General features: G+C 60.7%; 29 protein-coding genes and 1 tRNA gene. 14 read left to right on the forward strand and 16 right to left on the reverse strand.

Annotated elements, in window-relative coordinates:
* Positions 1-26: 26 nt before the first annotated feature.
* Positions 27-185: a hypothetical protein gene (locus AB1E33_RS03165; RefSeq protein ID WP_372575791.1), complete on the forward strand. Its 159-nt coding sequence runs from the start codon at positions 27-29 to the stop codon at positions 183-185.
* A 203-nt stretch (positions 186-388) separates the two neighbouring features.
* Here AB1E33_RS03165 and AB1E33_RS03170 read toward each other — a convergent pair whose 3' ends face one another.
* From AB1E33_RS03170 to AB1E33_RS03200, 7 genes are all read right to left on the reverse strand, one after another.
* The gene (locus tag AB1E33_RS03170) at positions 389-988 is read right to left on the reverse strand and encodes a superoxide dismutase (protein ID WP_372575792.1); all 600 of its coding nucleotides are present in this window, start codon (positions 986-988) and stop codon (positions 389-391) included.
* 861 nt (positions 989-1,849) lie between these two features.
* Complete coding sequence (locus AB1E33_RS03175) at positions 1,850-2,269, reverse strand: hypothetical protein (protein WP_372575793.1); 420 nt, start codon at positions 2,267-2,269, stop codon at positions 1,850-1,852.
* Between the two features lie 103 nt (positions 2,270-2,372).
* A complete protein-coding gene (locus AB1E33_RS03180) occupies positions 2,373-2,939 on the reverse strand; it encodes a sarcosine oxidase subunit gamma (protein WP_372575794.1) in 567 nt (188 codons plus the stop codon).
* Positions 2,932-5,949 carry a sarcosine oxidase subunit alpha family protein gene (locus tag AB1E33_RS03185; RefSeq protein ID WP_372575795.1) on the reverse strand — a complete coding sequence of 1,006 codons (3,018 nt, stop codon included), beginning with the start codon at positions 5,947-5,949 and terminating at the stop codon, positions 2,932-2,934. The genes AB1E33_RS03180 and AB1E33_RS03185 overlap by 8 nt, the downstream gene beginning before the upstream one ends.
* 50 nt (positions 5,950-5,999) lie before the next feature.
* Positions 6,000-6,329 carry a sarcosine oxidase subunit delta gene (locus AB1E33_RS03190; protein ID WP_372575796.1) on the reverse strand — a complete coding sequence of 110 codons (330 nt, stop codon included), beginning with the start codon at positions 6,327-6,329 and terminating at the stop codon, positions 6,000-6,002.
* Between the two features lie 4 nt (positions 6,330-6,333).
* The gene (locus AB1E33_RS03195) at positions 6,334-6,663 is read right to left on the reverse strand and encodes a TfoX/Sxy family protein (protein WP_372575797.1); all 330 of its coding nucleotides are present in this window, start codon (positions 6,661-6,663) and stop codon (positions 6,334-6,336) included.
* A 74-nt stretch (positions 6,664-6,737) separates the two neighbouring features.
* Complete coding sequence (locus tag AB1E33_RS03200; protein WP_372575798.1) at positions 6,738-7,982, reverse strand: sarcosine oxidase subunit beta family protein; 1,245 nt, start codon at positions 7,980-7,982, stop codon at positions 6,738-6,740.
* A 176-nt stretch (positions 7,983-8,158) separates the two neighbouring features.
* On the opposite strand from AB1E33_RS03200, the gene ccmI reads away from it, so the two are divergent.
* From ccmI to AB1E33_RS03215, 3 genes are read left to right on the forward strand one after another with little or no spacing between them, the layout of a single operon-like run.
* On the forward strand, positions 8,159-9,382 hold the full coding sequence (gene ccmI / locus AB1E33_RS03205; RefSeq protein ID WP_372575799.1) for a c-type cytochrome biogenesis protein CcmI: 1,224 nt from the start codon (positions 8,159-8,161) through the stop codon (positions 9,380-9,382).
* Positions 9,379-9,843, forward strand: coding sequence for a Holliday junction resolvase RuvX (gene ruvX, locus AB1E33_RS03210; RefSeq protein WP_372575800.1), 465 nt, complete (start codon positions 9,379-9,381; stop codon positions 9,841-9,843). Before ccmI ends, ruvX begins: the two co-directional genes overlap by 4 nt.
* A gap of 15 nt (positions 9,844-9,858) precedes the next feature.
* On the forward strand, positions 9,859-10,089 hold the full coding sequence (locus AB1E33_RS03215; RefSeq protein ID WP_372575801.1) for a DUF1289 domain-containing protein: 231 nt from the start codon (positions 9,859-9,861) through the stop codon (positions 10,087-10,089).
* 9 nt (positions 10,090-10,098) lie between these two features.
* On the opposite strand, the gene AB1E33_RS03220 is transcribed toward AB1E33_RS03215, so the two are convergent.
* Genes AB1E33_RS03220 through AB1E33_RS03230 form a run of 3 tightly spaced genes read right to left on the reverse strand, consistent with a single transcriptional unit; the run spans position 10,099 to position 12,459 of the window.
* A complete protein-coding gene (locus tag AB1E33_RS03220) occupies positions 10,099-10,824 on the reverse strand; it encodes a SpoIIAA family protein (RefSeq protein WP_372575802.1) in 726 nt (241 codons plus the stop codon).
* 31 nt (positions 10,825-10,855) lie between these two features.
* Positions 10,856-11,641, reverse strand: coding sequence for a phytanoyl-CoA dioxygenase family protein (locus tag AB1E33_RS03225; protein ID WP_372575803.1), 786 nt, complete (start codon positions 11,639-11,641; stop codon positions 10,856-10,858).
* Positions 11,635-12,459 (reverse strand): sulfite exporter TauE/SafE family protein, encoded by an 825-nt coding sequence (locus AB1E33_RS03230; RefSeq protein WP_372575804.1) that lies wholly within the window; start codon positions 12,457-12,459, stop codon positions 11,635-11,637. The genes AB1E33_RS03225 and AB1E33_RS03230 overlap by 7 nt, the downstream gene beginning before the upstream one ends.
* Before the next feature lie 401 nt (positions 12,460-12,860).
* On the opposite strand from AB1E33_RS03230, the gene AB1E33_RS03235 reads away from it, so the two are divergent.
* Complete coding sequence (locus AB1E33_RS03235; protein WP_372575805.1) at positions 12,861-13,061, forward strand: hypothetical protein; 201 nt, start codon at positions 12,861-12,863, stop codon at positions 13,059-13,061.
* Positions 13,062-13,566: 505 nt separating this feature from the next.
* Here the strand turns inward: AB1E33_RS03235 and dusA are convergent.
* Positions 13,567-14,571 carry a tRNA dihydrouridine(20/20a) synthase DusA gene (gene dusA, locus AB1E33_RS03240; RefSeq protein WP_372575806.1) on the reverse strand — a complete coding sequence of 335 codons (1,005 nt, stop codon included), beginning with the start codon at positions 14,569-14,571 and terminating at the stop codon, positions 13,567-13,569.
* A gap of 138 nt (positions 14,572-14,709) precedes the next feature.
* Between dusA and AB1E33_RS03245 the strand changes: the two genes are divergently transcribed.
* Positions 14,710-15,189, forward strand: coding sequence for a hypothetical protein (locus AB1E33_RS03245; protein ID WP_372575807.1), 480 nt, complete (start codon positions 14,710-14,712; stop codon positions 15,187-15,189).
* A 53-nt stretch (positions 15,190-15,242) separates the two neighbouring features.
* Here AB1E33_RS03245 and AB1E33_RS03250 read toward each other — a convergent pair.
* A tRNA-Leu gene (locus tag AB1E33_RS03250) sits at positions 15,243-15,329 on the reverse strand.
* Positions 15,330-15,466: 137 nt separating this feature from the next.
* On the opposite strand from AB1E33_RS03250, the gene AB1E33_RS03255 reads away from it, so the two are divergent.
* Together AB1E33_RS03255 and lipB are read left to right on the forward strand one after the other, a co-directional pair.
* Positions 15,467-16,126: a DsbA family oxidoreductase gene (locus tag AB1E33_RS03255; RefSeq protein WP_372575808.1), complete on the forward strand. Its 660-nt coding sequence runs from the start codon at positions 15,467-15,469 to the stop codon at positions 16,124-16,126.
* A gap of 39 nt (positions 16,127-16,165) precedes the next feature.
* Positions 16,166-16,843 carry a lipoyl(octanoyl) transferase LipB gene (gene lipB, locus AB1E33_RS03260; RefSeq protein ID WP_372575809.1) on the forward strand — a complete coding sequence of 226 codons (678 nt, stop codon included), beginning with the start codon at positions 16,166-16,168 and terminating at the stop codon, positions 16,841-16,843.
* A 15-nt stretch (positions 16,844-16,858) separates the two neighbouring features.
* Here lipB and AB1E33_RS03265 read toward each other — a convergent pair whose 3' ends face one another.
* Both AB1E33_RS03265 and AB1E33_RS03270 read right to left on the reverse strand, forming a co-directional pair.
* A complete protein-coding gene (locus AB1E33_RS03265; protein ID WP_372575810.1) occupies positions 16,859-17,335 on the reverse strand; it encodes a hypothetical protein in 477 nt (158 codons plus the stop codon).
* Positions 17,336-17,450: 115 nt separating this feature from the next.
* A complete protein-coding gene (locus tag AB1E33_RS03270) occupies positions 17,451-17,867 on the reverse strand; it encodes an HIT family protein (RefSeq protein ID WP_372575811.1) in 417 nt (138 codons plus the stop codon).
* Between the two features lie 451 nt (positions 17,868-18,318).
* On the opposite strand from AB1E33_RS03270, the gene ctaD reads away from it, so the two are divergent.
* The 4 genes from ctaD to AB1E33_RS03290 all read left to right on the forward strand — a co-directional run bounded on the left by ctaD (position 18,319) and on the right by AB1E33_RS03290 (position 21,858).
* On the forward strand, positions 18,319-19,992 hold the full coding sequence (gene ctaD, locus AB1E33_RS03275) for a cytochrome c oxidase subunit I (RefSeq protein ID WP_372575812.1): 1,674 nt from the start codon (positions 18,319-18,321) through the stop codon (positions 19,990-19,992).
* Between the two features lie 150 nt (positions 19,993-20,142).
* Positions 20,143-20,616: a GNAT family N-acetyltransferase gene (locus tag AB1E33_RS03280; protein WP_372575813.1), complete on the forward strand. Its 474-nt coding sequence runs from the start codon at positions 20,143-20,145 to the stop codon at positions 20,614-20,616.
* Positions 20,617-20,715: 99 nt separating this feature from the next.
* Positions 20,716-21,315: a 2-hydroxychromene-2-carboxylate isomerase gene (locus AB1E33_RS03285; protein ID WP_372575814.1), complete on the forward strand. Its 600-nt coding sequence runs from the start codon at positions 20,716-20,718 to the stop codon at positions 21,313-21,315.
* Positions 21,316-21,375: 60 nt separating this feature from the next.
* The gene (locus tag AB1E33_RS03290; protein ID WP_372575815.1) at positions 21,376-21,858 is read left to right on the forward strand and encodes a DUF2244 domain-containing protein; all 483 of its coding nucleotides are present in this window, start codon (positions 21,376-21,378) and stop codon (positions 21,856-21,858) included.
* A 6-nt stretch (positions 21,859-21,864) separates the two neighbouring features.
* Here AB1E33_RS03290 and AB1E33_RS03295 read toward each other — a convergent pair whose 3' ends face one another.
* Positions 21,865-22,350: a GatB/YqeY domain-containing protein gene (locus tag AB1E33_RS03295; protein ID WP_372575816.1), complete on the reverse strand. Its 486-nt coding sequence runs from the start codon at positions 22,348-22,350 to the stop codon at positions 21,865-21,867.
* Positions 22,351-22,533: 183 nt separating this feature from the next.
* Here AB1E33_RS03295 and carA point away from each other — a divergent pair, with 183 nt between their 5' ends.
* Both carA and AB1E33_RS03305 read left to right on the forward strand, forming a co-directional pair.
* Positions 22,534-23,700, forward strand: a complete 1,167-nt coding sequence (gene carA / locus AB1E33_RS03300) for a glutamine-hydrolyzing carbamoyl-phosphate synthase small subunit (protein WP_372575817.1) — start codon at positions 22,534-22,536, stop codon at positions 23,698-23,700.
* 77 nt (positions 23,701-23,777) lie between these two features.
* The gene (locus tag AB1E33_RS03305; protein ID WP_372575818.1) at positions 23,778-25,643 is read left to right on the forward strand and encodes a glycosyltransferase; all 1,866 of its coding nucleotides are present in this window, start codon (positions 23,778-23,780) and stop codon (positions 25,641-25,643) included.
* 10 nt (positions 25,644-25,653) lie between these two features.
* On the opposite strand, the gene AB1E33_RS03310 is transcribed toward AB1E33_RS03305, so the two are convergent.
* On the reverse strand, positions 25,654-26,304 hold the full coding sequence (locus tag AB1E33_RS03310) for a GntR family transcriptional regulator (RefSeq protein ID WP_372575819.1): 651 nt from the start codon (positions 26,302-26,304) through the stop codon (positions 25,654-25,656).
* Positions 26,305-26,367: the final 63 nt, after the last annotated feature.

The following is a 26,367-nucleotide window of genomic DNA, read 5'->3' on the forward strand; positions in this document are numbered from 1 at the left end:
CCGAACAGTTCAGATTGGAGAAGACGATGAAACCCCTTTTGATTGCAGCCGCACTGATCCTGACAACTGCCGCAGCGCCCGCGATGGCGGGTGGATTTCCGGTCGGCGGGGTTGCGATGACCTTCACATTTCCCGACACTCCCCAACAACCTGTGACCAAAACCGTCACCGTTCTGAAACCCTGACCCAACAACCCTCCCCCGGCCCCGCTGCGCCCCCGTCTTACCGCCGACGGGGGCGCAGTTTTTTGAAAGTTCCTTTACCCGTTCACTCTATCGGCGTTGCCGCGTAGTGATCCCGCGACACGCCCTTGAAACAAAATAGGCCCGCCAACATCTCTGCCAGCGGGCCTTGTCCAAATTTCTCGGAAATTGCCGTCGTGACCAGATTACATCCGGCTGGCGACGTTTTCCCAGTTCACCAGATTGTCGAGGAAGTTCGACAGGTAGGCGGGACGCTTGTTGCGGAAATCGATGTAATAGCTGTGTTCCCAAACATCGCAACCCAAGAGCGCGGTCTGACCAAAGCAAAGCGGGTTCACCCCGTTTTCGGTCTTGGTCACGGCCAGCGAGCCATCGGCGTTTTTGACCAGCCACGCCCAGCCCGAGCCGAACTGACCGGCACCGGCAGCGCTGAACTGCGACTTGAACTCATCGACCGAGCCGAAGCTCTCTGCCAGCGCGCTTTCCAGCTCGCCCGGCATCGCATTGCCGCCGGGGCCCATCATCTCCCAGAACTGGTTGTGGTTCCAGAGCTGGCTGATGTTATTGAAGATGCCGTTCTGTGCCACGGCGCCCGCGTCATAAGTGCCGCTGATGATCTCTTCCAGCGATTTGCCGTCCCACTCGGTGCCCGCGATCAGCTTGTTGCCGTTATCGACATAGGCCTTGTGGTGCAGATCGTGGTGATATTCCAGCGTTTCCGCCGACATGCCTTTGGCGGCCAGAGCGTCATGTGCATAAGGAAGATCAGGAAGTTCAAAAGCCATCGTGGACCCCTGTTGAAAATGAATGTTGCGGTTCCACAGGTTACATGCGGCGATGCTGCCCGCAGGTCAAGAGCAGATGGCTTTTTCAAGCACTCAGGGGCTGGGTCTTTCTGATAAAGCCACGCAAGATATGCTTCAGCGTCCGGCACCCGATTGAATGCCTATAAGGCGTAGTCAGGTTGTCAGAATCAATTTACGACGCTGCAACGCCCGTTTGCGCTCCAACCCATCCTGCCTCCGTTCATTTTCTTTGACCGGGTGACAGCTCGCATTGAACTTTTGTCGAGATAAATCGAAAATCGGAGATCGCGGAAGACAACCGATGAATAAACGGTTCCACCTCCAATCGAATCCCGCCCGTTCTCCGAATTGACGTATTCCTTTCCGATCCAGGAAAACGATACTATCGTGGAGCCGTTTCTCGTGATTGTTGCTGGGCCTGCATGGGTATCTACCTTGGGCACGACGACGTCGCTCAGATAAGCTAGGCCCCGAGCGCGATCCAACTCAAAAGTAACGTTGGTGGGGAGAACCCCTTTCCCGGGCGCTTCTTCGAATTCGCAAGCATAGGTTTTTGCGGATATCGGGCTGGCACATAGTGCCATTGCCAAAATGCAGCTGGCGGCTTGTTTGTAATTAGGCATTTTTTGACCCTAGAATATTGTTGGTTGGGCGTAGAGACCTCGACGAGTTGCAGCGGTCTCACAGAAGCGCACTGCACATACGAACCCAAATGAATCGAATTTTCTGCTCACCTGTCTCGACCGACGCTCTAGATTGTGGCATCCGGTTCTGCAGATTTCATTGACCCCGGCTGTACCGGGGTCAGGCCTTGAACCAGAGAGCGTTTCAGAAGTTCTTTTACTTGCGCTTTGAGATCTTGCAGGGCCCCTGACCGCTTGGTCGATTGTCTGCCACACCGTCAATCCGGACCCGCATCTGCGCATTTCCCGTTTTTTCAGAAACGGATACCCTGAACGTTGCCGACACATCGGTTCCGGCGCGCACACTCATCGAATCCATCTTCCATTGAACCCGAAAACGGCCGTTTCTCAGATTTTCAATAGACGCAGGAATTGGTTCTTTGTGGTAGTAGTTGATGTAGTCATCAATTACCTCTGCGTTCCTTTTCTGATCATCAACGAACAACACCATGCGTTCGGGTATCCAGCCGTATCGCTTTTGATTGTTTTTCAATTTGCAATCGTAAATCGTTTGCCCCGCGGTCGCTGCGCTGGAAAGCGCTAAGAAAGTGATCGCGGCTAAAGATAGTGTTTTCATTAAGCATCTACTCCTGTTTGCAAGACACAAATCAGGACCAAGTCAGAGATTCAACCCTGCTTGATGTTAAATTTTCACGCATTCGCGCGCCGTCATGAAAGGTTCAGAAAACGCCAACCTCGCTGCCCCGCTGCGCCGCCACCTTGAGCAGTTTGAACACATAATCGGCGACCGATCGGAAGCAGACGACACGGAAGCTACCTCCCTCTTCCATCCAGAAGGCTGCGGCCACCTGCGCCAGACGGGTGCGGCGGAAATCGCCTGCTTTGAACGCCTCTTCGCTCAGATCAACCGGTGCCAGTTTCGCCAGTACTTCGCGTGCATGTGCGCCAGAGACACGGAACACCGCGCGGGCGTCCGAGACATTGACCGCCAGTGCATGGCTGGTGCCAAGCGTTTTGGCCATAGCGGCAAGCTTGTCCTCGACCTCGGCATAAGGCACCAGAACCAGCAATTCATCCGGCGACATCCAGCACAGCCCGCTGTCGCCCTCGACACGGGCCTTGCGCTGGCCGGGCATCTGCTGGCCTGTCGCAGCCGTCGCAGCCTTGGCCAGCCCCTTGTCCTCGTGATCGCCACGCAGGGTGATCATGCCCTGCAGGCCCAGTTCTTCGATGGTGGCGATACCTTCGGCGCGAGCGCCGTTCAATGCGCTGATGGGTTCAGACATTCTGCTTCTCCCCGTCCTTGTCTAAAAAGACCGGATCAACGATCTTGGCCTTGTAGCTCTTGCCATCTGTTCCGGGGAGCTCGATCACTTCGCCCATCCGGTCGGGCCCGTGTTTCACCAGCCCCATGGCGATGCCGCGGCCCAGATTGGCCGAGTGATAGGTCGAAGTCACCCGCCCGATCATGTTGCGTTGTCCATTGGCATTGGTCCCCTCGCCCACCGCATAGGCGCCGTCGGGCAGAACCGATCCATCCACAGTCTCGAGCCCCACCAGTTTCCAGCGGTCCGGGTCGGCCATGTGGCTGCGTTGCTGTGCGCGCTTGCCCAAGTAATCCTCTTTCTTTTTGGACAGTGCCCAATGCAGGCCAAGATCCTGCGGGATCACGGTGCCATCGGTCTCGTCCCCGATCATGATGAACCCCTTTTCGGCGCGCAGGATATGCAGGCATTCGGTGCCATAGGGCATCACCCCGAACTCCTTCCCGGCCTCTGTCAGGGCATCCCAGAACGCCTGCCCCTGAGAGGCGGCAACCGCGATCTCATAGCTGAGCTCGCCAGAGAACGAGATACGGTAAGCACGACAGTCAAAACCACCGATCTGACCGTCGCGCCATTCCATGAAAGGCAGCGCCTCTCTGCTGAAATCCATGCCGCCGAGTTTTTCCAATACTTTGCGCGCATTGGGGCCGACAACCGCGACTTGAGCGTATTGCTCGGTCACGTTGGCGACATAGACTTTCCAGTCCCACCACTCGGTCTGCAGCCACTCTTCCATATGGGCGTGAATACGCTCGGCGCCCCCTGTGGTTGTGTGGCACAGCCAAGTGTCTTCGTCGATGCGTGCCACCACGCCATCGTCGATCAGGAAGCCATTTTCGGAACACATCAGCCCATAGCGGCATTTGCCGGGTTTCAGCGTGGACATCATGTTTGTGTACATCATGTCGAGGAACCGGCCCGCATCGGGGCCTTTGACGATCAGCTTGCCCAGAGTGGAAGCGTCAAGCAAACCAAGGTTTTCGCGGGTGTTCTTCACCTCGCGATTGACGGCGGCCTCAACGCTTTCACCGGGGCGCTGATAGGCATAGGGGCGACGCCAATGGCCAACCGGTTCCCAATCGGCGCCATTCCTGTCGTGCCAGTCATGCAGCGGCGTGCGGCGGATCGGCTGGAACACTTCGCCCCGCGCTTCGCCGCCAATGGCCCCCATTGAGATCGGGGTATAGGGTGGGCGGAAAGTTGTGGTGCCGACCTGCGGGATTTCGGCATTCAGCGCATCAGCAAGAATCGCCAGGCCGTTGATATTGCTCAACTTACCTTGATCCGTCGCCATGCCCAGCGTGGTATAGCGCTTTGTATGCTCAACGCTTTCATAGCCTTCGCGCGCGGCCAGTTGCACATCCGAGACCTTGACGTCGTTCTGGAAGTCCAGCCAGGACTTCATGCGCAGCGGCGTATCGGCATTGGCGGGCATCAGCCAGACCGGCTCCATCGGCAGCTCGGTAGTACTGTCACCCACGGAGGCCTTGGGCCGCTTGGCCTTGCCGCCCGCCGCCTTTGCCGCGGCCAGACCGGCCGCATTGGCATCACCAAGCGTCTCGCCCAGAGCCAATGCGCCGTTGGCAGAGCCTGCAGCGCTGACGAAACCTGCGCCATCCGCACCCAGCGGAGGGCGGTCGGGATCGGGGCGGAAATGGGCCTGCGCGTCATCCCAGATCAGTTTGCCACCGCAATGAGACCACAGATGCACCACGGGCGACCAGCCACCGGACATGGCCACCGCATCGCAGGCCACTTCGTCGCGCGCGCCCCCGATCCCCTCCTGGTTGCAGATTGAGACTTTCTTAACACGTTTACCGCCCGAGACCTTGGCGATAGCTTTGCCGGGATCGACCCGGATGCCCAGCGCCCGCGCCTCGTCGGCCAGAGTGCCGCCGCCCGAGGCGCGCGCATCCAGAATGCGCAGCACATCGACACCAGCATTTTTCAGCGTGATCGCGGTGCGGTAGGCGTCGTCGTTATTGGTGGCCACAACCACCCGTTCACCGGGGGTCACGCCCCAGTTCACCACATAGTCGCGCATGGCCGAGGCCAGCATCACACCGGGCACGTCATTGCCCGCAAAGGACAAGGGCCGCTCGATCGCACCGGTGGCGGTCACGATCTGCTTGGCACGGATGCGCCACAGCCGGTGGCGCGGGCCTGCAACCTGCGGCGCGTGGTCGGTCAGACGCTCATACGCCAGCGCGTAGCCGTGGTCATAGATCCCCGCCCCCATGCAGCGCAGGCGCATGGTGACATTGTCCATTGTCTCCAGTTCGGAAACGATTTGTTCCACGAACTTATCCACAGGCCCGCCATCAATGGTTCCGCCATCGACCGGTGCGCGGCCACCCCAATGGGCGGTTTGTTCGACCAGCAGAACCTTGACTCCGGTCAGCGCCGCAGCCTTAGCCGCCTGCAGGCCCGCCACACCGCCGCCGATGACCAGAACATCGGTAAAGGCATAGAAATGCTCATAGGTATCGGCATCGCGCGTCTCGGCATCGGGCGCTTTGCCCAGGCCTGCGGATTTGCGGATGAACGGCTCGTAGACGTGCTTCCAGAAGGGCTGTGGATGGATGAACATCTTGTAGTAGAAGCCCGCCGGCAGGAACCGCGCCAGATGCGTGTTCACCGCCCCGATATCGAAATCGAGGTTCGGCCAGTGATTCTGCGATGCGGCTTTCAGCCCGTCGAACAGTTCGGTCGTGGTGGCGCGCTGGTTCGGCTCGAACTTGCTGCCCTCACCCAAGCCTACCAGTGCATTGGGTTCTTCGGCACCGGAGGCCACGACGCCGCGGGGGCGGTGGTACTTGAACGAACGGCCCATCATCACCTGGTCATTGGCCAGAAGTGCCGAGGCCAGCGTGTCGCCCGCATAACCTCGCATGGTGGTGCCGTTGAAGCTGAAGGTGACTTGTTTGGTCCGATCGATCAGACGGCCGAGTTTCGAAAGACGGGTGCTCATTTATGCGGACCTTTCGCAGAGGGAGGTCGGAAGACGGAGGTGACGGGACATCAGGAGAACTCTCTCCAAGTCCAGCCGGGCCGCTTGGCGGTGATGGCGTCGCGGATGTCTTTTGGTGGCTCGGTGGTCTGCGCGGGATAGGTGCCGAACACCTCGAGTGTTGCCGTGCAGCGCGCCGCGTGGAACCACTTGCCGCAGCCATTGGAATGCTGCCAGCGCTCGAAATGCACGCCCTTGGGGTTTTCGCGCATGAAGAGATAGTCGTGAAACTGGTCGTCGTCAGAGCCGGGGCCAAAGCGCTTGATATGCGCCTCCCCGCCTGCGTGCAGTTCACTTTCCTCGGCATCGACGCCGCAATAGGGGCAATGAAGGATCAGCATCTCGTCATCCTTTCGGCGGTAGGCTGGCCGCGTTGGCCAGCGACATTTCGGTCAGTTTGGCGCGAAGGACTGCATCCTCGAAGCCGCCCTCGTCCAGTTCCACCATCCCGCCCATCTGGCGACCGGTGAAGCTGAGCGGCTGCGCGCCTGCGTCCAGTGCCTCCGCCTCGCGGGGTTTGCCGGGGCGGTACATGGCACCATCCTTGTTGACTCCGCAGACCATGTGGCCATGCAGCAGAAAGCAGAGCCCGCCAAACATCTTCTTCTCGGACAGCCCCGGCTCCACGCCAAGGTCGGCGCGCATGAGGTCGGCCATGACTTCGGAATAGGCCATCTAGCTGCACCGTTCATTCTGGGCGACCAAGAATTTTCGAAAATTATTGGCAATTTTCTTCGAAGAGACTTGCATCAGTGCGCCACCCCCGCCGCGACGCTTTCGTCAATGAAGCGGCCTTCCTTGAATCGGTCCAGCGAAAACGCCTCGGTCAGCGGGGAATGGCCCGTCGCCATCAGCTGCGCCATGCCCCAGCCCGAACCGGGGATCGCCTTGAACCCACCGGTGCCCCAGCCGCCATTGATAAAGCAATTCTCCAACGGTGTTTTCGACAGGATGGGTGAGCGGTCGCCGGTCATGTCGACGATCCCGCCCCATTGCCGCAGCATCTTGAGACGCGAGATCATCGGAAAAGTCTCGACCAAGGCGCGAACGGTTTCCTCGATGTGATGGAACGAGCCGCGCTGGGTGTAGTTGTTGAACCCGTCGGTGCCGCCGCCGATCACCATCTCGCCCTTGTCGGATTGCGACATGTAGCCGTGCACCGTGTTGGCCATCACCACCACGTCCATGCAGGGTTTGATCGGCTCGCTGACCAGCGCCTGCAGGGCCACCGCCTCAAGCGGAAGACGGAACCCGGCCATCTCGGCCAGTTGCCCGGAATGGCCCGCCACAACCACGCCCAGCTTTTCACAATCGATCGCGCCTTTGCTGGTGTCTACGCCCACGACCCGACCGTTTTCAGACCGCACGCCGGTCACTTCGCATTTCTGGATGATGTCCATACCCATGGCCGAGCACGCCCGCGCATAGCCCCAGGCCACCGCATCATGGCGTGCGGTGCCACCGCGCTCCTGCCAGAGCCCGCCCAGAACCGGATAGCGCGGCCCCTCCAGATTGATGATCGGCACCAGTTCCTTGACCCGCTGCGGCCCGATCCACTCGGTCGGCACGCCCTGCAGCGCGTTGGCATGGGCCGTGCGCTGATAGCCGCGCACCTCGTGATGGGTCTGCGCCAGCATGATCACGCCACGGGGGCTGAACATCAGGTTGTAGTTCAGGTCCTGGCTGAGATGTTCATAAAGGCTGCGGGATTTTTCATAGATCGCCGCCGACGGGTCCTGCAGATAGTTCGAGCGGATGATGGTGGTGTTGCGCCCGGTATTGCCACCGCCCAACCAGCCTTTTTCGATGATCGCGACATTCTGAATGCCGTAATTCTTGCCCAGGTAATAGGCGGTCGCCAGCCCGTGCCCACCTGCGCCCACGATAATCACGTCGTAACGCTTCTTGGGTTCGGGCGATCGCCAGGCCCGCTCCCAACCGGTATGAGAGCGCAAGGCTTCGCGCGCGACGGCAAAGGCAGAATAGTGTTTCATGAGCGAATCCATCCGGGTCTGCGGGATTGCGGCAGGTATGCCGCGCAGGCCAAGAATACCCACGCCGCGTTGCGTCGCAATATCGTCTTATTGCGACATGGTAACCCGTGTCGTGCTTTTTGCCTTTTTCCTTTGCGCTTGCAGAGCTAGATGAGGGCAATCCGAAGGAAGACAACATGACGTTCTGGATCCTCATCTCGCTGACCGCATTGGCCGTGGCCGCCCTGCTGGCGCTGGCGCTGTTGCGTGGCCGCAGCCGGGACGAGCCTGCGGCGGCCTATGATCTGCGAGTCTATCGCGAACAACTTGCCGGGGTGGATCGCGATCTGGCACGCGGCGTGATCGGCGAGGGTGATGCCGAGCGCATCCGCACCGAGATCTCGCGCCGTATCCTTGCCGCCGACGCGATGGTCCGCAAAGAGGCCGACGGCATGGCGCAGCCGCGCCGGGGCTCATGGGTGACGGCGCTGGTCCTGATCGCCGCGCTGATGGGTGGCGGCCTGATGCTTTACCGCTCGCTCGGGGCGCCGGGCTATGGCGACCTGCCACTCAGCCTGCGCAAGGAAATTGCCGAGGAACGACGACTCAACCGTCCCGATCAGGCCTCGGCAGAAGCCGAGCAGCCAGAGCGGCCCGTACCGGATATCGACCCGAAATATGCCGACCTGATGGAGCAGTTGCGCGCCGCGGTCGCCAGCAGGCCCGACGACCTGCAGGGCCACATCCTGCTGGCGCAGAACGAAGCCAATCTCGGCAATTTCAGCGCCTCCTACAAGGCGATGGCCGAAGCGATCAGGCTGATGGGGAGCGACGCCTCAGCGGATGATTACTCGGAGATGGCCGAAATGATGATCGCCGCGGCGGGTGGATACGTCTCGCCCGAGGCCGAGGCGGTTTTGGACCAGGCGCTGGATATCGACGCCGACAATGGGACCGCGCTCTATTACTGGGGCGTGATGATGCTGCAGATCGGCCGCCCGGATGCGGCGTTCCGAGTCTGGGAGGAAGCGCTGCGCTACAACCCGGCCCCCGCCCCCTGGGTCGACGCGATCCGGGCTCGGATCGGTGAGGTGGCGACACGCGCAGGTGTCAAATACGACCAGCCCGACGCCCCCGCCCTGCCCGGCCCCAGCGCCGAGGACATGGCCAGTTTCGAGGATATGGCGCCGGATGACCGGGCCGATATCATTCGCAACATGGTGACCGGGCTGTCCGAGCGGCTGGCGACCGAAGGCGGCACGGCCGAGGAATGGGCGCGCTTGATCCGCTCACTTGGCGTGTTGGGCGAAGGCGCACAAGCCAATCGGGTCTTCCACGAGGCGCAGCAGGTCTTTGCAGGGAACGACGCGGCACTTGCCCTGATCGTGAAGGCGGGCCAAGAGGCGGGTATCGTGCAATGATTGCTGACCCGTTCGAAGAGTTTGCCGCCGCCCTGCCCGGCCATACCGCGCTGATCGGGCTGGATTTGGGTGACAAGACCATCGGCGTGGCGGTGTCCGACCGAATGGGCACGGTCGCAACCCCGCTGGAGACCGTGCGGCGCAAGAAATTCACGCTTGATGCGGGCCGCCTGCTTGAGATCATCGCGGATCGCGACATTGGCGGCATCGTTCTGGGCCTGCCCCGCAACATGGACGGCTCAGAAGGGCCACGCTGCCAGTCGACGCGGGCTTTTGCGCGCAACCTGACCCGGCTGACCGAGTTGCCGATCGGGTTCTGGGATGAACGCCTGAGCACGGTTGCGGCGGAAAAGGCACTGCTTGAGGCGGATACGACACGAAAACGTCGCGCCGAGGTGATTGATCACGTGGCCGCAAGCTATATCTTGCAAGGAGCGCTGGACAGATTGCGCCTGTTGTAGAAAGCCTGCGGCCTAATGGACAAACCGGTCTGGAAAAGAAACGAGATCGACAGCCCCTGCGTAGAAATCTGCGTCGTCCATCCGGTCGAACGCATCTGCACCGGCTGCTACCGGACCATCGACGAGATCACCCGCTGGTCCAAGATGGAGCCCTCCGAGCGCGTCGCCATCATGGAAGAGCTCCCTGACCGCGCCCCGCGCCTTGTCAAGCGACGCGGCGGGCGCGCGGCCCGGCTGAAAAGCTGAACCCCTCGCTCAGGCCTTGAGCCAGGCTTTGGCCCCTTCGATATCCGACACATCGAAGAAATGGCTGTCGGCGTTCAGGAACCGGCTCATCAGATGTTGCGCCGCACGCTGCCAGGCGTGATCGCCCACCACGGCGACCCGTTCCGGAATGGCGGCATGTTCGCGCACAAGGCTGAAATGCGCGGCCATCGCTGAGAGCCCCTGCCAGCCGTCGAACTCGCTGAGATCCAGCAACAGACGGAAGCCATCGCGCGCCCGAATTTGCGCATCCAGATCCTTTTCGGCATTGGCGATCACTTCGGGGTCCAGCTTGCCCATCAGCTTGACTTGCAGGCACGGCCCGCCAAGATCGATCATATGTATCGAGCCCAATGACTCGCGCAGCCAGCGTCGCGCCGTTTCGGCATCGATCAGATCGAAGACCTGCACCGGGCATGGCAGGATCGGGGCCGCCAGCCGGATCGAGTTGCGCAGCCAGCCGGTATCGGTGACCACGGCAATCCGGTCAAAGCCGCTCCAATGGCTCAGGCCCAGTTTGCTGTCGGCCCAGGCGGCAGACAGATCATAGCCCTGAAATTCCTGCCCGAACGTCATCATCAGCCGGATGCGGTCATGGTTCTCCAACGCCTTTTCAACCGCCGGGATCAGGGCCGTGTCGTAATCCTGCGCCGTAATCTGCCCCGAGAGTTCCACCTCTAGCAAGGCGCCATCCATCTGTGTTTCAACGGAAATCATTCACAAGCTCCCTCATTGATCTGACGGCAGCCTAGTCGTTTTGCAACCACCGCGCGAGGCCTTCTGGAAATTCAGGCCGGAAATAGGCGATCATCCGGCCATCCCGGTCGGCAGTCGCGTTCTCTGCCCAAGGCGCAACCCCGTGCAGAAGGTGGCGGTGCAGCAGATAAGCCTCGCCCGGGCGCGCGGGCAACTCGATCCGTGGGCAGTTTTCGAACACGTCGCGGCGCGTGGCCTGATAGATATCGGTTATGTCGAGCGTTGCATGAGCCTCCAAGGGGTGCGCCGCAAACGTATCGGCAAAGGCACTGCCCAGCGGATGATGGCTGCCTTCCCACAGAACAAGCGGCGCGGCGTCGGGGGTGGCATCGGTCAGCGGGATGCCCAGGATCCAGGCATGAGGTTCCTCGACCCGGCGGCGGCGCTCCGGCCCCGAGAGTTTCAGCCCGTCCACATGCGCTGCATCCCGGCGCGCGCGATAACGGAACGCGGCATCGCCCTCGCCGCGCCTCGGCCGCGGATAGCCGGGATAGATGACCGAGACCTGCCCCTTGTGCAGCGCCTGCGCGCCCAGATGATGATGGATGAAATGCATCGCCTGCCCGGCCAGCGGCGGTGAGCCATTCACCCGCCCGTCGCTGTCATTGTCCAGCGCATCGACGCCGATGAACCACGTGCCCTCGCAGTCATGCCACTTACTATGTCTGGGATCATCGATGGCGGCGCGCGCGGCTGGCAGCGCATGAGCAACCCATTCCGCCAGAACAGGATCAAAGGGAAACCTGATCCAGCCCTTCTGCCGGAACCCCTCTACCATCCCAGCGCCTCGCGCAGCATGTTCAGCGCTACCAGCGTCAGGAACACCGCAAAGACCCGCTTCAACGGTTTCGGGTCCATGGCATGGGCCAGTTTCACGCCCCAAGGCGCAGTGATCAGTGTCATGGCGATGACAACAAAGAAAGCCACAAGATTGACCGCGCCGATCGTGTAAGGCGGGCGGTGCCCCGGATCGACATCGAGAAACAGGAACCCAAGAACAGAAGGCACGGCGATGATCACGCCGAACCCGGCTGCCGTTGCCACCGCTCGGTGAATGGGTGTGTTGTAAAGACTCATCAGCGGCACCCCGAAACTGCCGCCGCCAATGCCCATCAGCACCGAAAGGAACCCCACGGAGGGCGACAGCACCGCCCGCCTCACCCCGTGCGGCATCGCATCGCCCAGCCGCCACTCCGACCGGCCCAGTCCCAGATAAGCCCCTATCACCATCCCAAGCACGCCAAACAGCGCCTGCAACACGTCGGTATGAAGATAGGACGCCACAAGCACGCCAAGACCCGAGCCAATCGCGATCCCCAGCCCCCAGCCGCGCAGGATATCCCAATCCACCGCGCCCTTCTTGTTATGGCTCAGCACCGAGCGGATCGAGGTGACGATGATCGTCGCCAGCGAGGTCCCCAGACAGAGCTGCATCAGCTGCGGCCCGCCATATCCAAGCGTCTGGAACGCATAGAAGAACGCCGGCACCAGAACGATGCCCCCGCCAACCCCCAGCAATCCGGCCAGCACGCCGGCAAAGGCTCCGATCGCGAGCAACATCGCCAGCATCTGCAGCAACAAACCGGTTTCCGGCATGACGATCCCCCGTTTCGGCTTTTTTGTGGTTACACTCCTGCCTTCGGAATGGAAAGCCGCGCTGATGCTCCACACCACATGTGGATTTGGGTAAGAGCGATCTTGGACGCGGGCCTCCTGTGTCGATCCAATTCCCGGAAAACAATGGGATCTGGGCCTGCTGGACGGTTTTTTTCGCGCAATGTCACGGCTGCGGAGCTATCGAATGGTGGGAATGCAATGCCGATGCATTTCGCCTGGGTTGCATGGAACGTGCCGAGCAGGGAGGGTTGAGCAGCAGGATTGAATGAATCAACGTCACCTTGCTGCTGCGCGCCGCGAGGCTGCTGCTATCGGGTTGTGCCAAAGCGGCGGAATGGCATCAGAAGCTGGTGCTCTACATCTAAAAGCAAACAGGCCCGATGACCGCGTCAAGCGTGATCCGGGTGGATTTCAACCGCGCGTTGGATTGGGCGGGCGCTACGGACGGTGACCATGCCGAGCTGACCGGTGAGGCCGTGGTAGCGGATCTTGGCGAGCGCAATCTTGTTGCCTTGCTCGAAGAAGGTGCGGGCAAGGTGATCTGGCTCACCATGGACCGCAAAAAGCAAGGATGTGGGTAGGTTCAAGGAGTCCATCCGTCTCGTCGAACGGGAGACCGATCCGCTGGAGGCGCCGCAAGACCTCGGGCCCCGCATGGTCACGTTCGAAGGTATCAATAAGCCCTCATCGGTCCAACTGGTGGGCTCGGGCGACCTCGCTTCAAATTTCGGCCCCGGCTAGTCAAGACTGCCGATTTCTACGAAGTCTCTAATGATATCGATGCTGACGGACCTGCGGGCCTCGCCGGCAAAACCGTCATGTCCTATCGCGGGACAGATAGCCCTGAGATCGATATTTCCAACGGCTGGTGGGTCGGAACCGACGTGTCGCTGGATACTGCCTTCACGTTGGGACAGGAGTTCTACCGTGAAGTGATGTCCGTGGGCCTGTTTCTGGTGCGCGGTGCCAAACAGACCGCCGAGGCGCCCGACGCTCTGACATTTCCGTTTCCCGGCAAATCTCTAGTGCGTGCTGGACATTGCCGACCCACCCAATGCCCAACCGCATTACGCCGATCACGCCACCCTACACCGCCTGTCGCTCAGGCGCAGGTGCCACCAGCGCCAGCGCCGCCTCGACCAGTTCCGGTCCGGCTTCCTTGCGCGCCGCCCCTTCCGAAAGGTGCCGCCGCCAGGCCCGCGCGCCGGGCCGTCTGGCGAATAGCCCCAGCATATGCCGCGAAATCTGGTGCAGCCGCCCACCCGCGCTCAGATGCGCTTCGATATAGGGCAGCATGGCGCGCACCACGTCGACCGGATCACTCACATGATCCAGCCCGAAAATGTCACGGTCCGCCGTGCAGAGGATGTCGGTAGGCTGATGATAGGCGGCGCGCCCGATCATCACGCCGTCCAGTCCGGCCTCAAGATGGGTCTGCGCCTGCGTCAGCGAAGTGACACCGCCATTGATCGAGATATGCAGGTTCGGGAACAGCCCCTTCATCCGGTAGACCAGATCGTAATCCAGCGGCGGGATGTCCCGGTTCTCTTTCGGGCTCAGTCCCTGCAGCCAAGCCTTGCGCGCATGGATGGTCACCCGCTCGCAACCCGCCGCCACGATCCGCGCGAGAAACTCGGGCAGCACCTTTTCGGGGTCCTGATCGTCAACCCCGATACGGCATTTGACGGTGACGTCCACATCCACCACCGCCCGCATCGCGGCGACACAAGCAGCAACCCGCGCCGGGTCTTTCATCAGTACCGCGCCGAACGTCCCCGACTGCACTCGATCCGACGGGCAGCCGCAATTGAGGTTGATCTCATCATACCCCGCCGCCTGCCCCATCCGGGCCGCCTGCGCCAGTTCCCCAGGGTCCGAGCCGCCAAGTTGCAACGCGACCGGAAGCTCTTCGGGGCTGAAGTCCAGCAGATGCACCGCCCCACCCCGCACCAACGCTGGCGCAGTCACCATTTCGGTATAAAGCAACGCCTCACAGCTCAGCAGCCGGTGCAGATACCTGCAATGCCGATCAGTCCAATCCATCATCGGTGCCACGCTTAAACGCGCTGCATATTGTGCGTTATTTTTCAAAGCGCTAGATCCACATCCTAAATAGACACCGTGTAGAACGATTCCCCGGATTTCGCCGAATTTCCGGGAGTTTTCGGGGGTTTTCGATTCGAGCGTGCTACGGTGTAGCACATCCTGAGAACACGAACAGCGGCCTGTATGCAGTTGGTTTCGTTGCCGGGCAGCTCCTTCCCTTCATCTCTCGCACCTCCGGAAATCGGCTATCAAACCCCAATTTTTCACGTGTTCGAACCGAACATCACGGAGGTTGTGGGGAAGAAAGGTGCTTTCTCGTATAGAGTTCAAATCTGCAAACATATGGACGGCAAACAACACAGCCTCACCCAAACATTCCGAAACCTTATAAATGCGAAGAGATGGCGGAACCAAAAACTGCTGGACATTGAGGTGAATGGGTTGCCCGCTCAAATTGTCACAGAGACGACGGTCTCTGACATCAACAAAAACCGCTTGAAACACGGCAAAACCCTAGGACGCTCGGGCCTTCAGCTTCTAAATTACATCAAAGACGACGAATTCGGGAAAACCCAGGTTTCAACCCTGACGCAACATGAACTCTTCAAATATGCCGACCTATTGTCAGCAAGTAAAAGAACACCACAGACATTTGCAAGATGACAAGGCTATGGCCCTGTTTTTACTTATTTTATATGATTTCAGAGGGATGTTTATGGTGCGGTCGAGAAGACTCGAACTTCCACGGGTGTTACCCCACAGCGACCTCAACGCTGCGCGTCTACCAATTCCGCCACGACCGCACTGTCAGGCTTGGTAAAGCGGCGTATAGACGAGGGGTGCAGGGATGTGAAGAGGGAAATCCACACTTGAGTTTGATTTCCGCCCACCCGTGTTTTTTGTTATCGAAGTGCCTGTAACGCTGCAGGAAACCCATGCCATGAGTGATGCCCGGCTCCGCCCTGTCATCCAGATCGATATCGTCTCGGACGTGGTCTGTCCCTGGTGCATAGTGGGGTTCAGGCAGTTGGATCAGGCGCTTGCCCAGACCGGCGTTCTGGCGCAGCTCCGATGGCATCCGTTCGAGCTGAACCCCGACATGCCGCCCGAGGGGCAGAACCTGCGCGAACATATCGCCGGGAAATACGGCACCACTTCTGAACAGAGCCAGCAGATGCGCCTGCGCCTGACCGGGATTGGGCAGGAATTGGGGTTCATATTCAACTTCCAGGAGGGCAGCCGCATCGTGAACACATTTCAGGCGCATCAAGTGTTGGATTGGGCCGAGGTGCAGGGGCGGCAGCATCCGTTGAAGCTGGCTCTGTTCAAGGCGTATTTCACCGATGGTCAGGATGTCTCGGACCCCGAGGTTCTGATTGCGGCGGCGGATCAGGCCGAACTGGAGCCTGACGCCGCGCGGGCCATGCTGGCTTCGGGCACACACGCAGCCCTGGTGCGTGAGAAACAGCAATTCTGGACCAACCGGGGCATAACGGGCGTGCCCGCGATGGTCTTTGGCGGCAAGTACCTTCTGACCGGCGCACAGGGTCGCAAGACCTATGCCGAGATATTGCAACGCTGTCTTGCAGAGGCCGCCTGACCCCTTCCCTCGCCCGCTATCCGAGGGTAAGCACGGGCCATGGACTGGATCACTTCAGACGGTTTGACCGATTACGACGACGCAGTCGCCTTCATGGAGGCGCGCGCCGCGGCAATCGCGGCCGGCGAGGCCGAGGAATGCATCTGGCTGCTGGAACATCCGCCGCTTTACACCGCCGGCACTTCGGCGCGGCGCGAGGATTTGACCGATCCGGACCGGTTTCCCGTCCATGAGAGCAAGCGCGGTGGACAGTATACTTATCACGGGCCGGGTCAGCGCGTCATCTATGTGATGCTGAATCTTGGCAAACGCGGCAGGGATGTGCGGCGTTTCGTGCAGCAACTGGAGCACTGGGTGATCGCCACCTTGGACGAATTCAACCTGCGCAGCCATATCCGCGAGGGGCGCGTCGGCGTCTGGATCGTACGGGACGACAAGCCACTGACCGCGACCGGGGCCAAACCCGAGGACAAGATCGCAGCCATCGGCATCCGCCTGCGCAAATGGGTCAGCTTTCACGGCATCTCGATCAATGTCGAACCCGATCTAAGCCATTTCGACGGGATCGTTCCCTGTGGCATTGCCGAACATGGCGTGACCTCGCTGGTCGATCTCGGATTGCCGGTCACCATGGCCGATCTGGATGTCGCGCTGCGCAAGTCCTTCGACGAGGTTATCGGAGAGCTGCCCCAAGAGGCGCTGGCGCAGGGCGACTGAAACCGCCCCGGCACGTCAGGGCAGCGTGATCGCCCCCGTTACATCGTTGCGGTAGGTGCCGTCGTCGCGGGTGCCGGCCCGGAACGCCCCCCCGCCCGAGGCGCGGTCCCATTTGCCGGTCCCGCCCTCGACCGACCAGATGCCGAGCGTCAGACCGTCACGCCCGATCCCCTGCGGCACCCAGCTGATGATCGCCATGTCGCCATCATGATCGGTATAGTTGCACACGCCCCCACCCGAGACCTGCCCGGCCTTGATCATGATCGCGCCGAAACAGGGGCCCGTGGCGGTTGTAAGCGGGTTCTGCGGATCAACGGTTTCGAATTTCTCGTAGTCGGTATGAACATCGACGACAATAAGACCTTCGGAAACTTGGGTAGTAACCGAGCTTGATGTGGCGATCCCGGTGCCATGGGCGTCATAGGAATTCGCCCATGCCACCTGGGAAAACACTGTAAAAAAAGAAACCAACAACAGCTTTGAACTATGCATCCTAAACCCCTAAGAAATCATTCTGAACGCCCGTCAAATTTAAAAAAGACGGTTGCCGCAAGGGTAGCATAGTTTCAAGTTGAGATAAAATTCGCTGCAGGGGTATGCGAAAATCTTAATCTAACGCGGCGCGAATTGTCTCGGCATGCTCCGCGATCAGGTCAAAATCGCCCATTGTCCCGGGCGGGCGCAGCGATTGGCCCTCATGCCGGGGCAGCACGTGGAAATGCAGATGGAACACCTCCTGCCCGCCTGCCTCTTCGTTGAATTGCTGGATCGTAACACCGTCAACCCCAAACGCCTTCATCACGGCTTGCGACAGTTTCTGTGTGGTCGCGATCACCGCCGAGAGCTGTTCAGGCGTTGCGTCCAGCAGATTGCGGCAGGGCGTCTTCGGGATTACCAGCAGATGCCCGTCGGCGCGCGGCATGATGTCCATGAAGGCCAGTGTCTGCGCGTCCTCATAGACGCGGTTGGCCGGGATCTCGTTACGCAGGATCTTGGCGAAGATGTTTTCGGGATCGTAAGCCATGGCGCACCTGAATGAACTGCTGATGCTTCTGTTTCTGACAGCCACGGGCATGAGGTCAACCCATCATCGGGTCTCGTCGATTTCAAAGCGCTCATTTTTAAGAATCGGCAAGGCGAGCAGGCATTGAGGCTGGCACTCTGCCCAAACCCTTCTGTTGCGAGCTGCGAACGCTCGATCCCGTTCCACGTGGTGTTGCCATCGACGCGACGGCCCTCATCGTCCTGAGCCTGCTGCGTGACCGGCACAACGAGGTATGGCTTTCAGGCAACCAATCAATCGCCCGACCGAAAGGCCAAAGCACCCCCTGATTCAAGGGGGTGCGGCCATTTTACTTGATGCAGATCAAACTCTGCCATTGAAGGGGACGCCGCCACCCACTAAAACCGGCTGGAATCCGCGCGGTCCGGAGCCAACCGGCTGAGCGTCAAAGTCGCAACAGGAGGCACCTATAATGGCAGATGCAGCCATTCATGGTCACGAGCATGAAGATCAACGCGGGTTTTTTACCCGCTGGTTCATGTCAACGAACCATAAGGATATCGGGATTCTCTACCTGGTATTCTCGGCACTTGCTGGTTTCATCTCGGTCGCACTGACCGTATTCATGCGGCTCGAACTGATGGAGCCGGGGGTGCAACACATGTGCCTCGAAGGCTTCCGCCTGTTCGGCAGCGGTGCCGAGGTTTGCACCCCGAACGGCCATCTGTGGAACGTGATGATCACCTATCACGGCGTCCTGATGATGTTCTTCGTGGTGATCCCCGCCCTTTTCGGGGGTTTCGGCAACTATTTCATGCCGCTGCAGATCGGCGCGCCGGATATGGCCTTCCCGCGAATGAATAACCTCAGCTTCTGGCTCTATGTGGCCGGGACTTCGCTGGGCGTTGCCTCGATGCTGTCGCCGGGTGGCAATGACCAGCTTGGCTCTGGCGTTGGCTGGGTTCTTTATCCACCACTGTCGACGACCGAAGGCGGCATGTCGATGGATCTGGCGATCTTTGCCGTGCACGTCTCGGGCGCCTCATCGATCCTGGGCGCGATCAACATGATCACCACCTTCCTGAATATGCGCGCCCCGGGCATGACCCTGTTCAAGGTGCCACTGTTCAGTTGGTCGATCTTCATCACCTCCTGGCTGATCTTGCTATCGCTGCCGGTGCTGGCGGGCGCAATCACCATGCTGCTGATGGATCGGAACTTCGGTTTCACCTTCTTTGATCCCGCCGGTGGTGGCGATCCGATCCTGTATCAGCACATCCTGTGGTTCTTTGGCCACCCGGAAGTGTATATCGTGATCCTGCCCGGTTTCGGCATCATCAGCCACGTGATCGCCACTTTCTCGCGCAAACCTATCTTCGGCTACCTGCCGATGGTCTGGGCACTTATCGCAATCGGTGTTCTGGGCTTCGTCGTCTGGGCGCACCACATGTATACGGTTGGCATGACCGTGAACCAGCAGGCCTATTTTATGCTGGCCACAATGGTGATCGCGGTGCCCACAGGCGTGAAAGTGTTCAGCTGGATCGCCACCATGTGGGGCGGCTCGATCGAGTTCAAGACGCCGATGCTGTTTGCCTTCGGCTTCCTGTTCCTGTTCACCGTGGGCGGCGTGACCGGTGTTGTGCTGTCTCAGGCAGGCGTCGACCGGGCCTATCACGACACCTATTACGTGGTTGCCCACTTCCACTATGTGATGTCGCTTGGTGCGGTGTTCGCGATCTTTGCCGGGGTCTACTTCTATTTCGGCAAGATCACCGGACGGATGTATTCGGAGTTCTGGGGCAAGATCCACTTCTGGCTCTTCTTCATCGGTGCGAACCTGACCTTCTTCCCACAGCACTTCCTGGGCCGACAGGGCATGCCGCGCCGGTATATCGACTACCCCGAGGCCTTCGCCTACTGGAACTACATCTCAAGCTGGGGCGCGTTCATTTCCTTCGCCTCGTTCCTGCTGTTCTTCGGTGTCGTCTTCTACGCGCTCTTCCGTGGCGCCAAGGTGACCGAGAACAACTACTGGAACGAGTATGCAGATACGCTGGAATGGACCCTGCCGTCGCCGCCGCCAGAGCATACGTTCGAAATCCTGCCCAAGCAGGAAGACTGGGACAAGGGCCACGCCCACTGATCCCCGCCAATACCTGATAAAAGCCCTGCCATCGTGCGGGGCTTTTTCTTTGCCGATTGCAGATTTGACGTCCTTGCCTAAAGTAGACTCATTCCTGCCGCTGACCGGTGCGCGGGCGCGCGGCACCCAACCCCACACACTGGATGCCTGATGAGCTCTAACATCGCCTTCACCCGCTTGCCGACAATCGAGCTTGGCGAGATCATCTCTCATATGTCCGACCCGCGCGTGGCCGAGCATATGCCATTGCTTACTTTCGAGTGGGACGCGGCCACCGCAGCCGCGTTTGTGGCCCAAAAAGAGGCCTGCTGGCGCCGCGACGGGCTTGGACATTGGGCGATCCTGTCCGATGGCGCTTATGTCGGTTGGGGTGGTTTTCAGAAAGAGGGTATGGAATGGGATTTTGGCTTGGTTCTCAAGCCTGATCAATTTGGGTTGGGCGCGCGCATTTCAAAGAAAGCAATCGCTTTTGCCATAGCTGACCCGCGTATTCCCTACGTGACTTTTCTGCTGCCACCCTCCCGGAAGAATCGCGGCGCGCTTGCGCGATTCGGCGCAAAACCTGTCGGCGAAATCGAGTATGACGGCGCGGTTTTTCTCAAATACCGGTTTGAAACGACGTAATCCTCGGGCAACCAATCAGGCGATCCGCAAACAACCATCGAATTCTCCGGGATTTTGCTTTACCTTAGGCAATGCCCCAATAGTCGCCGGAGCCAAGCAATGCCCGAGATCGATTTCTGGTTCTCAATCGGCAGCACCTATTCCTTTCTTACGGTGATGCGCCTGCCCAATTGGGCGCGTGAACGGGACGTGACCCTGCGTTGGCGGCCCTTCAACGTGCGACGCGTGATGACCGAACAAAACAATATTCCCTTCGCCAACAAGCCTCAGAAATCTGCATATATGTGGCGCGATATCCAGCGGCGCGCCGCAAAATACGGGCTGCGCTGCTCCCTGCCCGCGCCCTACCCGATTTCCGACCTGCCACTGGCCAATCAGGTGGCGTTGCTGGGCCTGAAGACGGATTGGGGCATTCCCTTTGTCCGAAACTGTTACCGGCTGTGGTTCGAAGACGGGATCGAGGCCGGTTCCGAGGCCAACCTGACCGAGGCGTTGCATCGCGCCGATCAGGACCCGATGCAGGTCCTGGCGCGGGCGCAGGACCCCGAAGCCATTGCAACCCTTGCCGCCGAGACCGAGGCTGCCACTCACGCAGGCGTGTTCGGCGCGCCCAGCTTTGTGGTGCGCGACGAGGTGTTCTGGGGCGATGACCGGCTTGAGGATGCGCTGTCCTGGTCGCGTCTTGGGCATGTGGCCTGAACTAGGGACCAGAGCGTATTTCCCCTTCGACCTGCGCCACCTGCGTGCTACCCCTCGCCCATGCCTTATCGCTGGACCTCATCGTCTGAAACCACCGCAGAACTGCGCCTCTGGCCGCATAACTCGCTGCCACCCAAAGGCTTTGCGGCGACCGTTCTGGCGATCTTTGCGCTGGCCACGGTGCCGCTGATCATGTTGCTGGGGTCGGTCCTGCTCTGGGGGCTGCTGCCTTTTGTCCTGCTGGCCGTTGCCGGGATCTGGTGGGCGCTGCAGGCGAATTACCGCAGCCGTCGGATTCTCGAGATTCTGACGTTGTCGGATGCCGATGCCCGGCTGGTCCGGCACGATCCCGGCGGAAAGGTGCAGGAATGGCAATGCAACCGCCATTGGGCGCGGCCCGCACTGCATGCCGATGACGGCCCGGTGCCGAATTATGTGACGCTGAAAGGCGGCGGGCGCGAGGTCGAGATCGGCGCCTTCCTGTCCGAAGACGAGCGCAAGGCACTTTATGACGAACTGCGGGCCAGGCTCAGACCCGCGTGAAACGGATCAGCACTGGCCGTTCGACGACGCGCAAAGGTGGTCCTTGACCATCGGGCCAACCTTGCCGAAATCCATCCGGCCGGTATAGCGGGACTTCAACTCACCCATGACTTTGCCCATGTCGCGGATCGAACCCGCACCAGTAGACGTGATGGCGGTCTGGATCGCCTTGGCGACCTCGTCCTCGTCCAGCTGCTTGGGCAGGAATTCCGCAATGATCTCGACCTCTCGGGTTTCGCGCTCGGCCAGGTCCAGCCGCCCGCCCTCTTCATAGGCGCGCGCGCTTTCCTGCCGCTGTTTGGTCATTTTGCCAAGGATCGCAAGCACATCGGCCTCGTCGCAGCCGGTCGCCTCTTCGGCACCGGCGCCACGTGCGGCGATGTCCTTGTCCTTGATCGCCGCGTTGATCAGCCGGAGCGTCGACACGCGCTCGCTGTCCTTGTCCTTCATCGCTTGTTTCAGGGCCGCATTGACCCGAGACCGCAGATCCATCTGTTTGTCCATCCCCATGGAAACGCCAGACCCGACCATACCCAAAGAAAAACTCCGGCACAACCGGAAGCGGCATCATCTAACACGTTGAAATTCAACGATAGCCCAAAAAACCGGTGCTCTTGACCGGGACGCTGAACCCCCTTAGGAACAAGCCGGTTTACCCAATAGGAGAGTCGCGCCATGGCACACCCCGCCCCGTCAAAGCCCACCGCATGTCTGGCATTGGCGGATGGGACGCTGTTCTATGGCATGGGTTTCGGTGCGACCGGCCAGACCGTGGCCGAGCTGTGCTTCAACACCGCGATGACCGGCTATCAGGAAATCATGACCGACCCGTCTTATGCGGGCCAGGTCGTGACCTTCACCTTTCCCCATATCGGCAATGTGGGTGTGAACCCCGATGATGACGAAACCGCCGATCCGGTGGCCGAGGGGATGGTGGTCAAATGGGACCCGACCACGCCGTCGAACTGGCGCGCTGCGGAAGAGCTGAAAGATTGGCTGACTCGGCGCGGGCGCATCGCCATCGGTGGCGTCGACACGCGGCGCCTGACCCGCGCGATCCGCCAGCAGGGCGCGCCACATGTAGCGCTGGCCCATGACCCCGAGGGCAATTTCGACATCGCCGCCCTCGTCGCCTCCGCCCGCGCCTTTACCGGGCTCGAAGGCATGGATCTGGCCAAGGAGGTCACCTGCGCGCAATCCTATCGCTGGGACGAGATGCGCTGGGCCTGGCCCGAGGGCTATGCCCGGCAAGAAGACCCGCAGCACAAGGTGGTCGCCATCGACTACGGCGCGAAGCGCAACATTCTGCGCTGCCTTGCTTCGGCGGGCTGCGATGTCACCGTCCTGCCCGCCACAGCAAGCTCGGCCGAGGTTCTGGCCCACAAGCCCGACGGCGTGTTCCTGTCCAACGGACCCGGCGATCCGGCGGCCACTGGCGAATACGCGGTGCCGATGATCCGCGAGATCCTCGAAGGCACCGATCTGCCTGTTTTTGGCATCTGCCTTGGCCACCAGATGCTGGCGCTGGCGCTTGGCGGTGAAACGGTCAAGATGAACCACGGCCATCACGGTGCCAACCACCCTGTGAAGGACATGGAAACCGGCAAGGTTGAGATCACCTCGATGAACCACGGCTTCGCGGTGGATGCGCAAACCCTGCCCGAGGGCGTGGTCGAAACCCACCGCTCGCTCTTTGACGGCTCGAATTGTGGTATCCGCATGGCCAACAGACCGGTCTACTCGGTGCAACACCACCCCGAGGCGTCACCCGGACCGCAGGACAGCTTCTACCTCTTCGAACGATTCGCCAGCGCGATGTCCGCCCGCAAAGCGGCAAGCTGACACGCCCCAGACGTATTTAACCCTGCGTTAACCTTGGTAAGAGAGCCTGCCATCCGGGGGCTTTGCCGAGGAACGTGATGAGCGATCTGAAATTGAACTTTCAGCGGACGGCCGAGGCCGTTCTCTCCACTGCGCCGCATGTGCCACTGGGGCGTATTCTGGTCAGGAACGGCGCGATCACCCATGCACAGCTTCACGCCGCGCTTGAGCTGCAATTGCGGCTGAACGCCCCGATTGGCGAGATCATCGTCGCCGAAGGATGGGCCGGTGAGGATCAGGTGCACGCCGCCTTGGTCGAGCAACGCGGCCTCGCGATGGTCGACCTGTGCCGCGACCGGCCCGAACCGTCGCTCTGGGATCTGCAGCCGCGCGAGTTCTGGCAGCGAACGCGCAGCGCGCCCTTCAAACGGTCCGGGGCGTTCCTGCAGGTGGCAACCGGACGCCCGGACCGCTTTGCCGAGGTTGAGGCTGGATTTGCTGAAACCGGCCTGATCCCGCAGCCGGTGCTCGGCCGTGCCGCCGCAATCGACGCCGTGTTCGCTGATCACTTCGCAGCCCCTTTGGCGCATCGGGCGGAAACCCGGGTCGCGCCCGATTTCAGTTGCCGCGGCTATGGCAGAACCTACGGGCTGTTGGGCGGTGGCGCGCTAGCTGCTCTCGCCACAATCGCGTCGATTGCGCCCGCAGCGCTGGCCGTTGCCGCCTTCGCCGCCGCCTGCCTGACCTTGCTGCTTTTCTTTACCCTGCGCTGTGTCGGCTTCCTGGCCCATATCCTGGCCCCGCCCGCCAAACCCGATGGCAACCCCATCCGGGCGAAGCTGCCGAAGGTATCGGTCATCGTAGCGCTCTACAAGGAGCGCGAGATCGCAAATGCACTGATCCGGCGGCTTGGCCGCCTGACCTATCCAAAGGCGTTGCTCGATGTGATCCTTGTGCTTGAGGCCAAGGACGAGGTCACGCGCGCCGCGGTTGAAAACCTCGTCCTGCCCCACTGGATGCGGATTCTGGAGGTGCCGGATACCGGTGGCCTGACCACCAAACCGCGCGCGCTGAACTATGCGCTGGACTTCTGCGCCGGTGAAATCGTCGGCGTCTGGGATGCCGAGGACGCGCCCGAACCCGACCAGATTGAAAAGGTGGTGCAACAGTTTGACCGGGCCGGTGCCGATGTTGCCTGCCTGCAGGGCATTCTGGATTATTACAATCCGCGCACCAACTGGCGCGCGCGCTGTTTCACCATCGAATATTGCAGCTGGTTCCGCGCCGTGATGCCCGGCATCGCCCGGCTGGGGCTGGTGGTGCCGCTGGGTGGCACCACGCTGTTCATGCGCAAAACCGCGCTGGAAGAGCTTGGCGGCTGGGATGCCCACAATGTCACCGAAGATGCCGATCTGGGGGTGCGGCTGTGCCGGGCGGGCTATCGGACCGAGTTCATCCGCACCACAACTTATGAAGAGGCAAACCACCGGCTCTGGCCCTGGGTCAAGCAACGCTCGCGCTGGCTCAAAGGGTTCATGATCACCTATCTGGTGCATATGCGGGCCCCGCGCCAGCTATGGCGTGATCTGGGTATCTGGCGCTTTCTGGGGTTGCAGGCCTTTTTTCTCGGCACGCTGGGGCAGTTCCTGTTGGCACCCGTGCTCTGGACCTTCTGGCTGGGCGCGCTGGGTGCGCCGGGCCCGTGGTTCGGGCTGATCGACGCGCAAGTGCTGACCATCGCTGCGACATTGCTGTTGGCGGTCGAAGGGATCAGTTTCGCCATCGCCGCCACCGCCCTGTCCGCATCAGGCCGACGCTTTCTGCTGCCCTGGATTATGACAATGCCGCTGTATTATCCTGCGGGCGTCGTCGCCGCCTACAAAGCACTCTACGAACTAGCGGTGAAACCCTATTTCTGGGACAAGACCCAGCACGGGCAGGCGGTCGAGGGCGTTACACCTTAAGGTCGTGACCCTAAATGCGTTCGCGCTCATCCGCATCCTGCTTGAGCCGGGTGACAAAGGCGACCGAGATATGGTCCTTGAGCGCGCGGCCGGCCGCCTCTTCGTCTCGCGCGGCAATCGCTTCGACGATGGCCTTGTGTTCCGCTTGGGCGATCTCGCCCCGGCCCTGCGCGGCCAGCGAGGTGGTCGCCATCAACGCCATGGTGCGGTGCACCAGATCCAGCTGCTGCACCAGATAGCGATTGTGCGAGGCCAGGTGGATCTGCTCGTGAAACCGCCGGTTCGCGCGGCTGAGCGCGGGCGGATCATCAACCAGCGCATCGTCGGCCTCGACCATTTCGCGTAGCACCCTGATTTCCTCTTCGGTGGCATGGCGTGCGGCAAGGCTGGCAGCCAGCCCTTCCAACTCGCTGCGCACGACGTAAAGCTCGGCCATCTGGTTGTGATCCAGCGAAGCGACGATCAGCGAGCGACCGTCGCGTTCCAGCAGCGATTGCGTCTCGAGCCGTTGCAACGCCTCGCGGATCGGGGTGCGCGACACACCGAAACGTTCCGCCAGATCGCTCTCCACCAAACGGTCACCGGGTTTGTACACCCCGACATCGATCGCTTCGAGGACCAGGTGATAGGCGTCTTTCTGATTGGAATGGGTGCGGTTCATGCAAGCGGCTTTCCTTGTTCGGACCTGTCTAGCGCCCCCGGCACCCGCCAATCAAGCCAAAGC

The sequence above is a fragment of the Ruegeria hyattellae genome (assembly GCF_041537925.1).
In the GTDB taxonomy this organism is placed as follows: Bacteria; Pseudomonadota; Alphaproteobacteria; order Rhodobacterales; family Rhodobacteraceae; genus Ruegeria_C.

Excerpts from the sequence above, each read along its gene's own strand:
- AB1E33_RS03165 (WP_372575791.1), top strand. The coding sequence starts at position 27 with ATGAAACCCCTTTTGATTGCAGCCGCACTGATCCTGACAACTGCCGCA.
- AB1E33_RS03170 (WP_372575792.1), bottom strand. The coding sequence starts at position 988 with ATGGCTTTTGAACTTCCTGATCTTCCTTATGCACATGACGCTCTGGCC.
- AB1E33_RS03175 (WP_372575793.1), bottom strand. The coding sequence starts at position 2,269 with ATGAAAACACTATCTTTAGCCGCGATCACTTTCTTAGCGCTTTCCAGC.
- AB1E33_RS03180 (WP_372575794.1), bottom strand. The coding sequence starts at position 2,939 with ATGTCTGAACCCATCAGCGCATTGAACGGCGCTCGCGCCGAAGGTATC.
- AB1E33_RS03185 (WP_372575795.1), bottom strand. The coding sequence starts at position 5,949 with ATGAGCACCCGTCTTTCGAAACTCGGCCGTCTGATCGATCGGACCAAA.
- AB1E33_RS03190 (WP_372575796.1), bottom strand. The coding sequence starts at position 6,329 with ATGCTGATCCTTCATTGCCCCTATTGCGGCGTCGATGCCGAGGAAAGT.
- AB1E33_RS03195 (WP_372575797.1), bottom strand. The coding sequence starts at position 6,663 with ATGGCCTATTCCGAAGTCATGGCCGACCTCATGCGCGCCGACCTTGGC.
- AB1E33_RS03200 (WP_372575798.1), bottom strand. The coding sequence starts at position 7,982 with ATGAAACACTATTCTGCCTTTGCCGTCGCGCGCGAAGCCTTGCGCTCT.
- ccmI (WP_372575799.1), top strand. The coding sequence starts at position 8,159 with ATGACGTTCTGGATCCTCATCTCGCTGACCGCATTGGCCGTGGCCGCC.
- ruvX (WP_372575800.1), top strand. The coding sequence starts at position 9,379 with ATGATTGCTGACCCGTTCGAAGAGTTTGCCGCCGCCCTGCCCGGCCAT.
- AB1E33_RS03215 (WP_372575801.1), top strand. The coding sequence starts at position 9,859 with ATGGACAAACCGGTCTGGAAAAGAAACGAGATCGACAGCCCCTGCGTA.
- AB1E33_RS03220 (WP_372575802.1), bottom strand. The coding sequence starts at position 10,824 with ATGATTTCCGTTGAAACACAGATGGATGGCGCCTTGCTAGAGGTGGAA.
- AB1E33_RS03225 (WP_372575803.1), bottom strand. The coding sequence starts at position 11,641 with ATGGTAGAGGGGTTCCGGCAGAAGGGCTGGATCAGGTTTCCCTTTGAT.
- AB1E33_RS03230 (WP_372575804.1), bottom strand. The coding sequence starts at position 12,459 with ATGCCGGAAACCGGTTTGTTGCTGCAGATGCTGGCGATGTTGCTCGCG.
- AB1E33_RS03235 (WP_372575805.1), top strand. The coding sequence starts at position 12,861 with ATGACCGCGTCAAGCGTGATCCGGGTGGATTTCAACCGCGCGTTGGAT.
- AB1E33_RS03245 (WP_372575807.1), top strand. The coding sequence starts at position 14,710 with ATGCAGTTGGTTTCGTTGCCGGGCAGCTCCTTCCCTTCATCTCTCGCA.
- AB1E33_RS03255 (WP_372575808.1), top strand. The coding sequence starts at position 15,467 with ATGAGTGATGCCCGGCTCCGCCCTGTCATCCAGATCGATATCGTCTCG.
- lipB (WP_372575809.1), top strand. The coding sequence starts at position 16,166 with ATGGACTGGATCACTTCAGACGGTTTGACCGATTACGACGACGCAGTC.
- AB1E33_RS03265 (WP_372575810.1), bottom strand. The coding sequence starts at position 17,335 with ATGCATAGTTCAAAGCTGTTGTTGGTTTCTTTTTTTACAGTGTTTTCC.
- AB1E33_RS03270 (WP_372575811.1), bottom strand. The coding sequence starts at position 17,867 with ATGGCTTACGATCCCGAAAACATCTTCGCCAAGATCCTGCGTAACGAG.
- ctaD (WP_372575812.1), top strand. The coding sequence starts at position 18,319 with ATGGCAGATGCAGCCATTCATGGTCACGAGCATGAAGATCAACGCGGG.
- AB1E33_RS03280 (WP_372575813.1), top strand. The coding sequence starts at position 20,143 with ATGAGCTCTAACATCGCCTTCACCCGCTTGCCGACAATCGAGCTTGGC.
- AB1E33_RS03285 (WP_372575814.1), top strand. The coding sequence starts at position 20,716 with ATGCCCGAGATCGATTTCTGGTTCTCAATCGGCAGCACCTATTCCTTT.
- AB1E33_RS03290 (WP_372575815.1), top strand. The coding sequence starts at position 21,376 with ATGCCTTATCGCTGGACCTCATCGTCTGAAACCACCGCAGAACTGCGC.
- AB1E33_RS03295 (WP_372575816.1), bottom strand. The coding sequence starts at position 22,350 with ATGGATCTGCGGTCTCGGGTCAATGCGGCCCTGAAACAAGCGATGAAG.
- carA (WP_372575817.1), top strand. The coding sequence starts at position 22,534 with ATGGCACACCCCGCCCCGTCAAAGCCCACCGCATGTCTGGCATTGGCG.
- AB1E33_RS03305 (WP_372575818.1), top strand. The coding sequence starts at position 23,778 with ATGAGCGATCTGAAATTGAACTTTCAGCGGACGGCCGAGGCCGTTCTC.
- AB1E33_RS03310 (WP_372575819.1), bottom strand. The coding sequence starts at position 26,304 with ATGAACCGCACCCATTCCAATCAGAAAGACGCCTATCACCTGGTCCTC.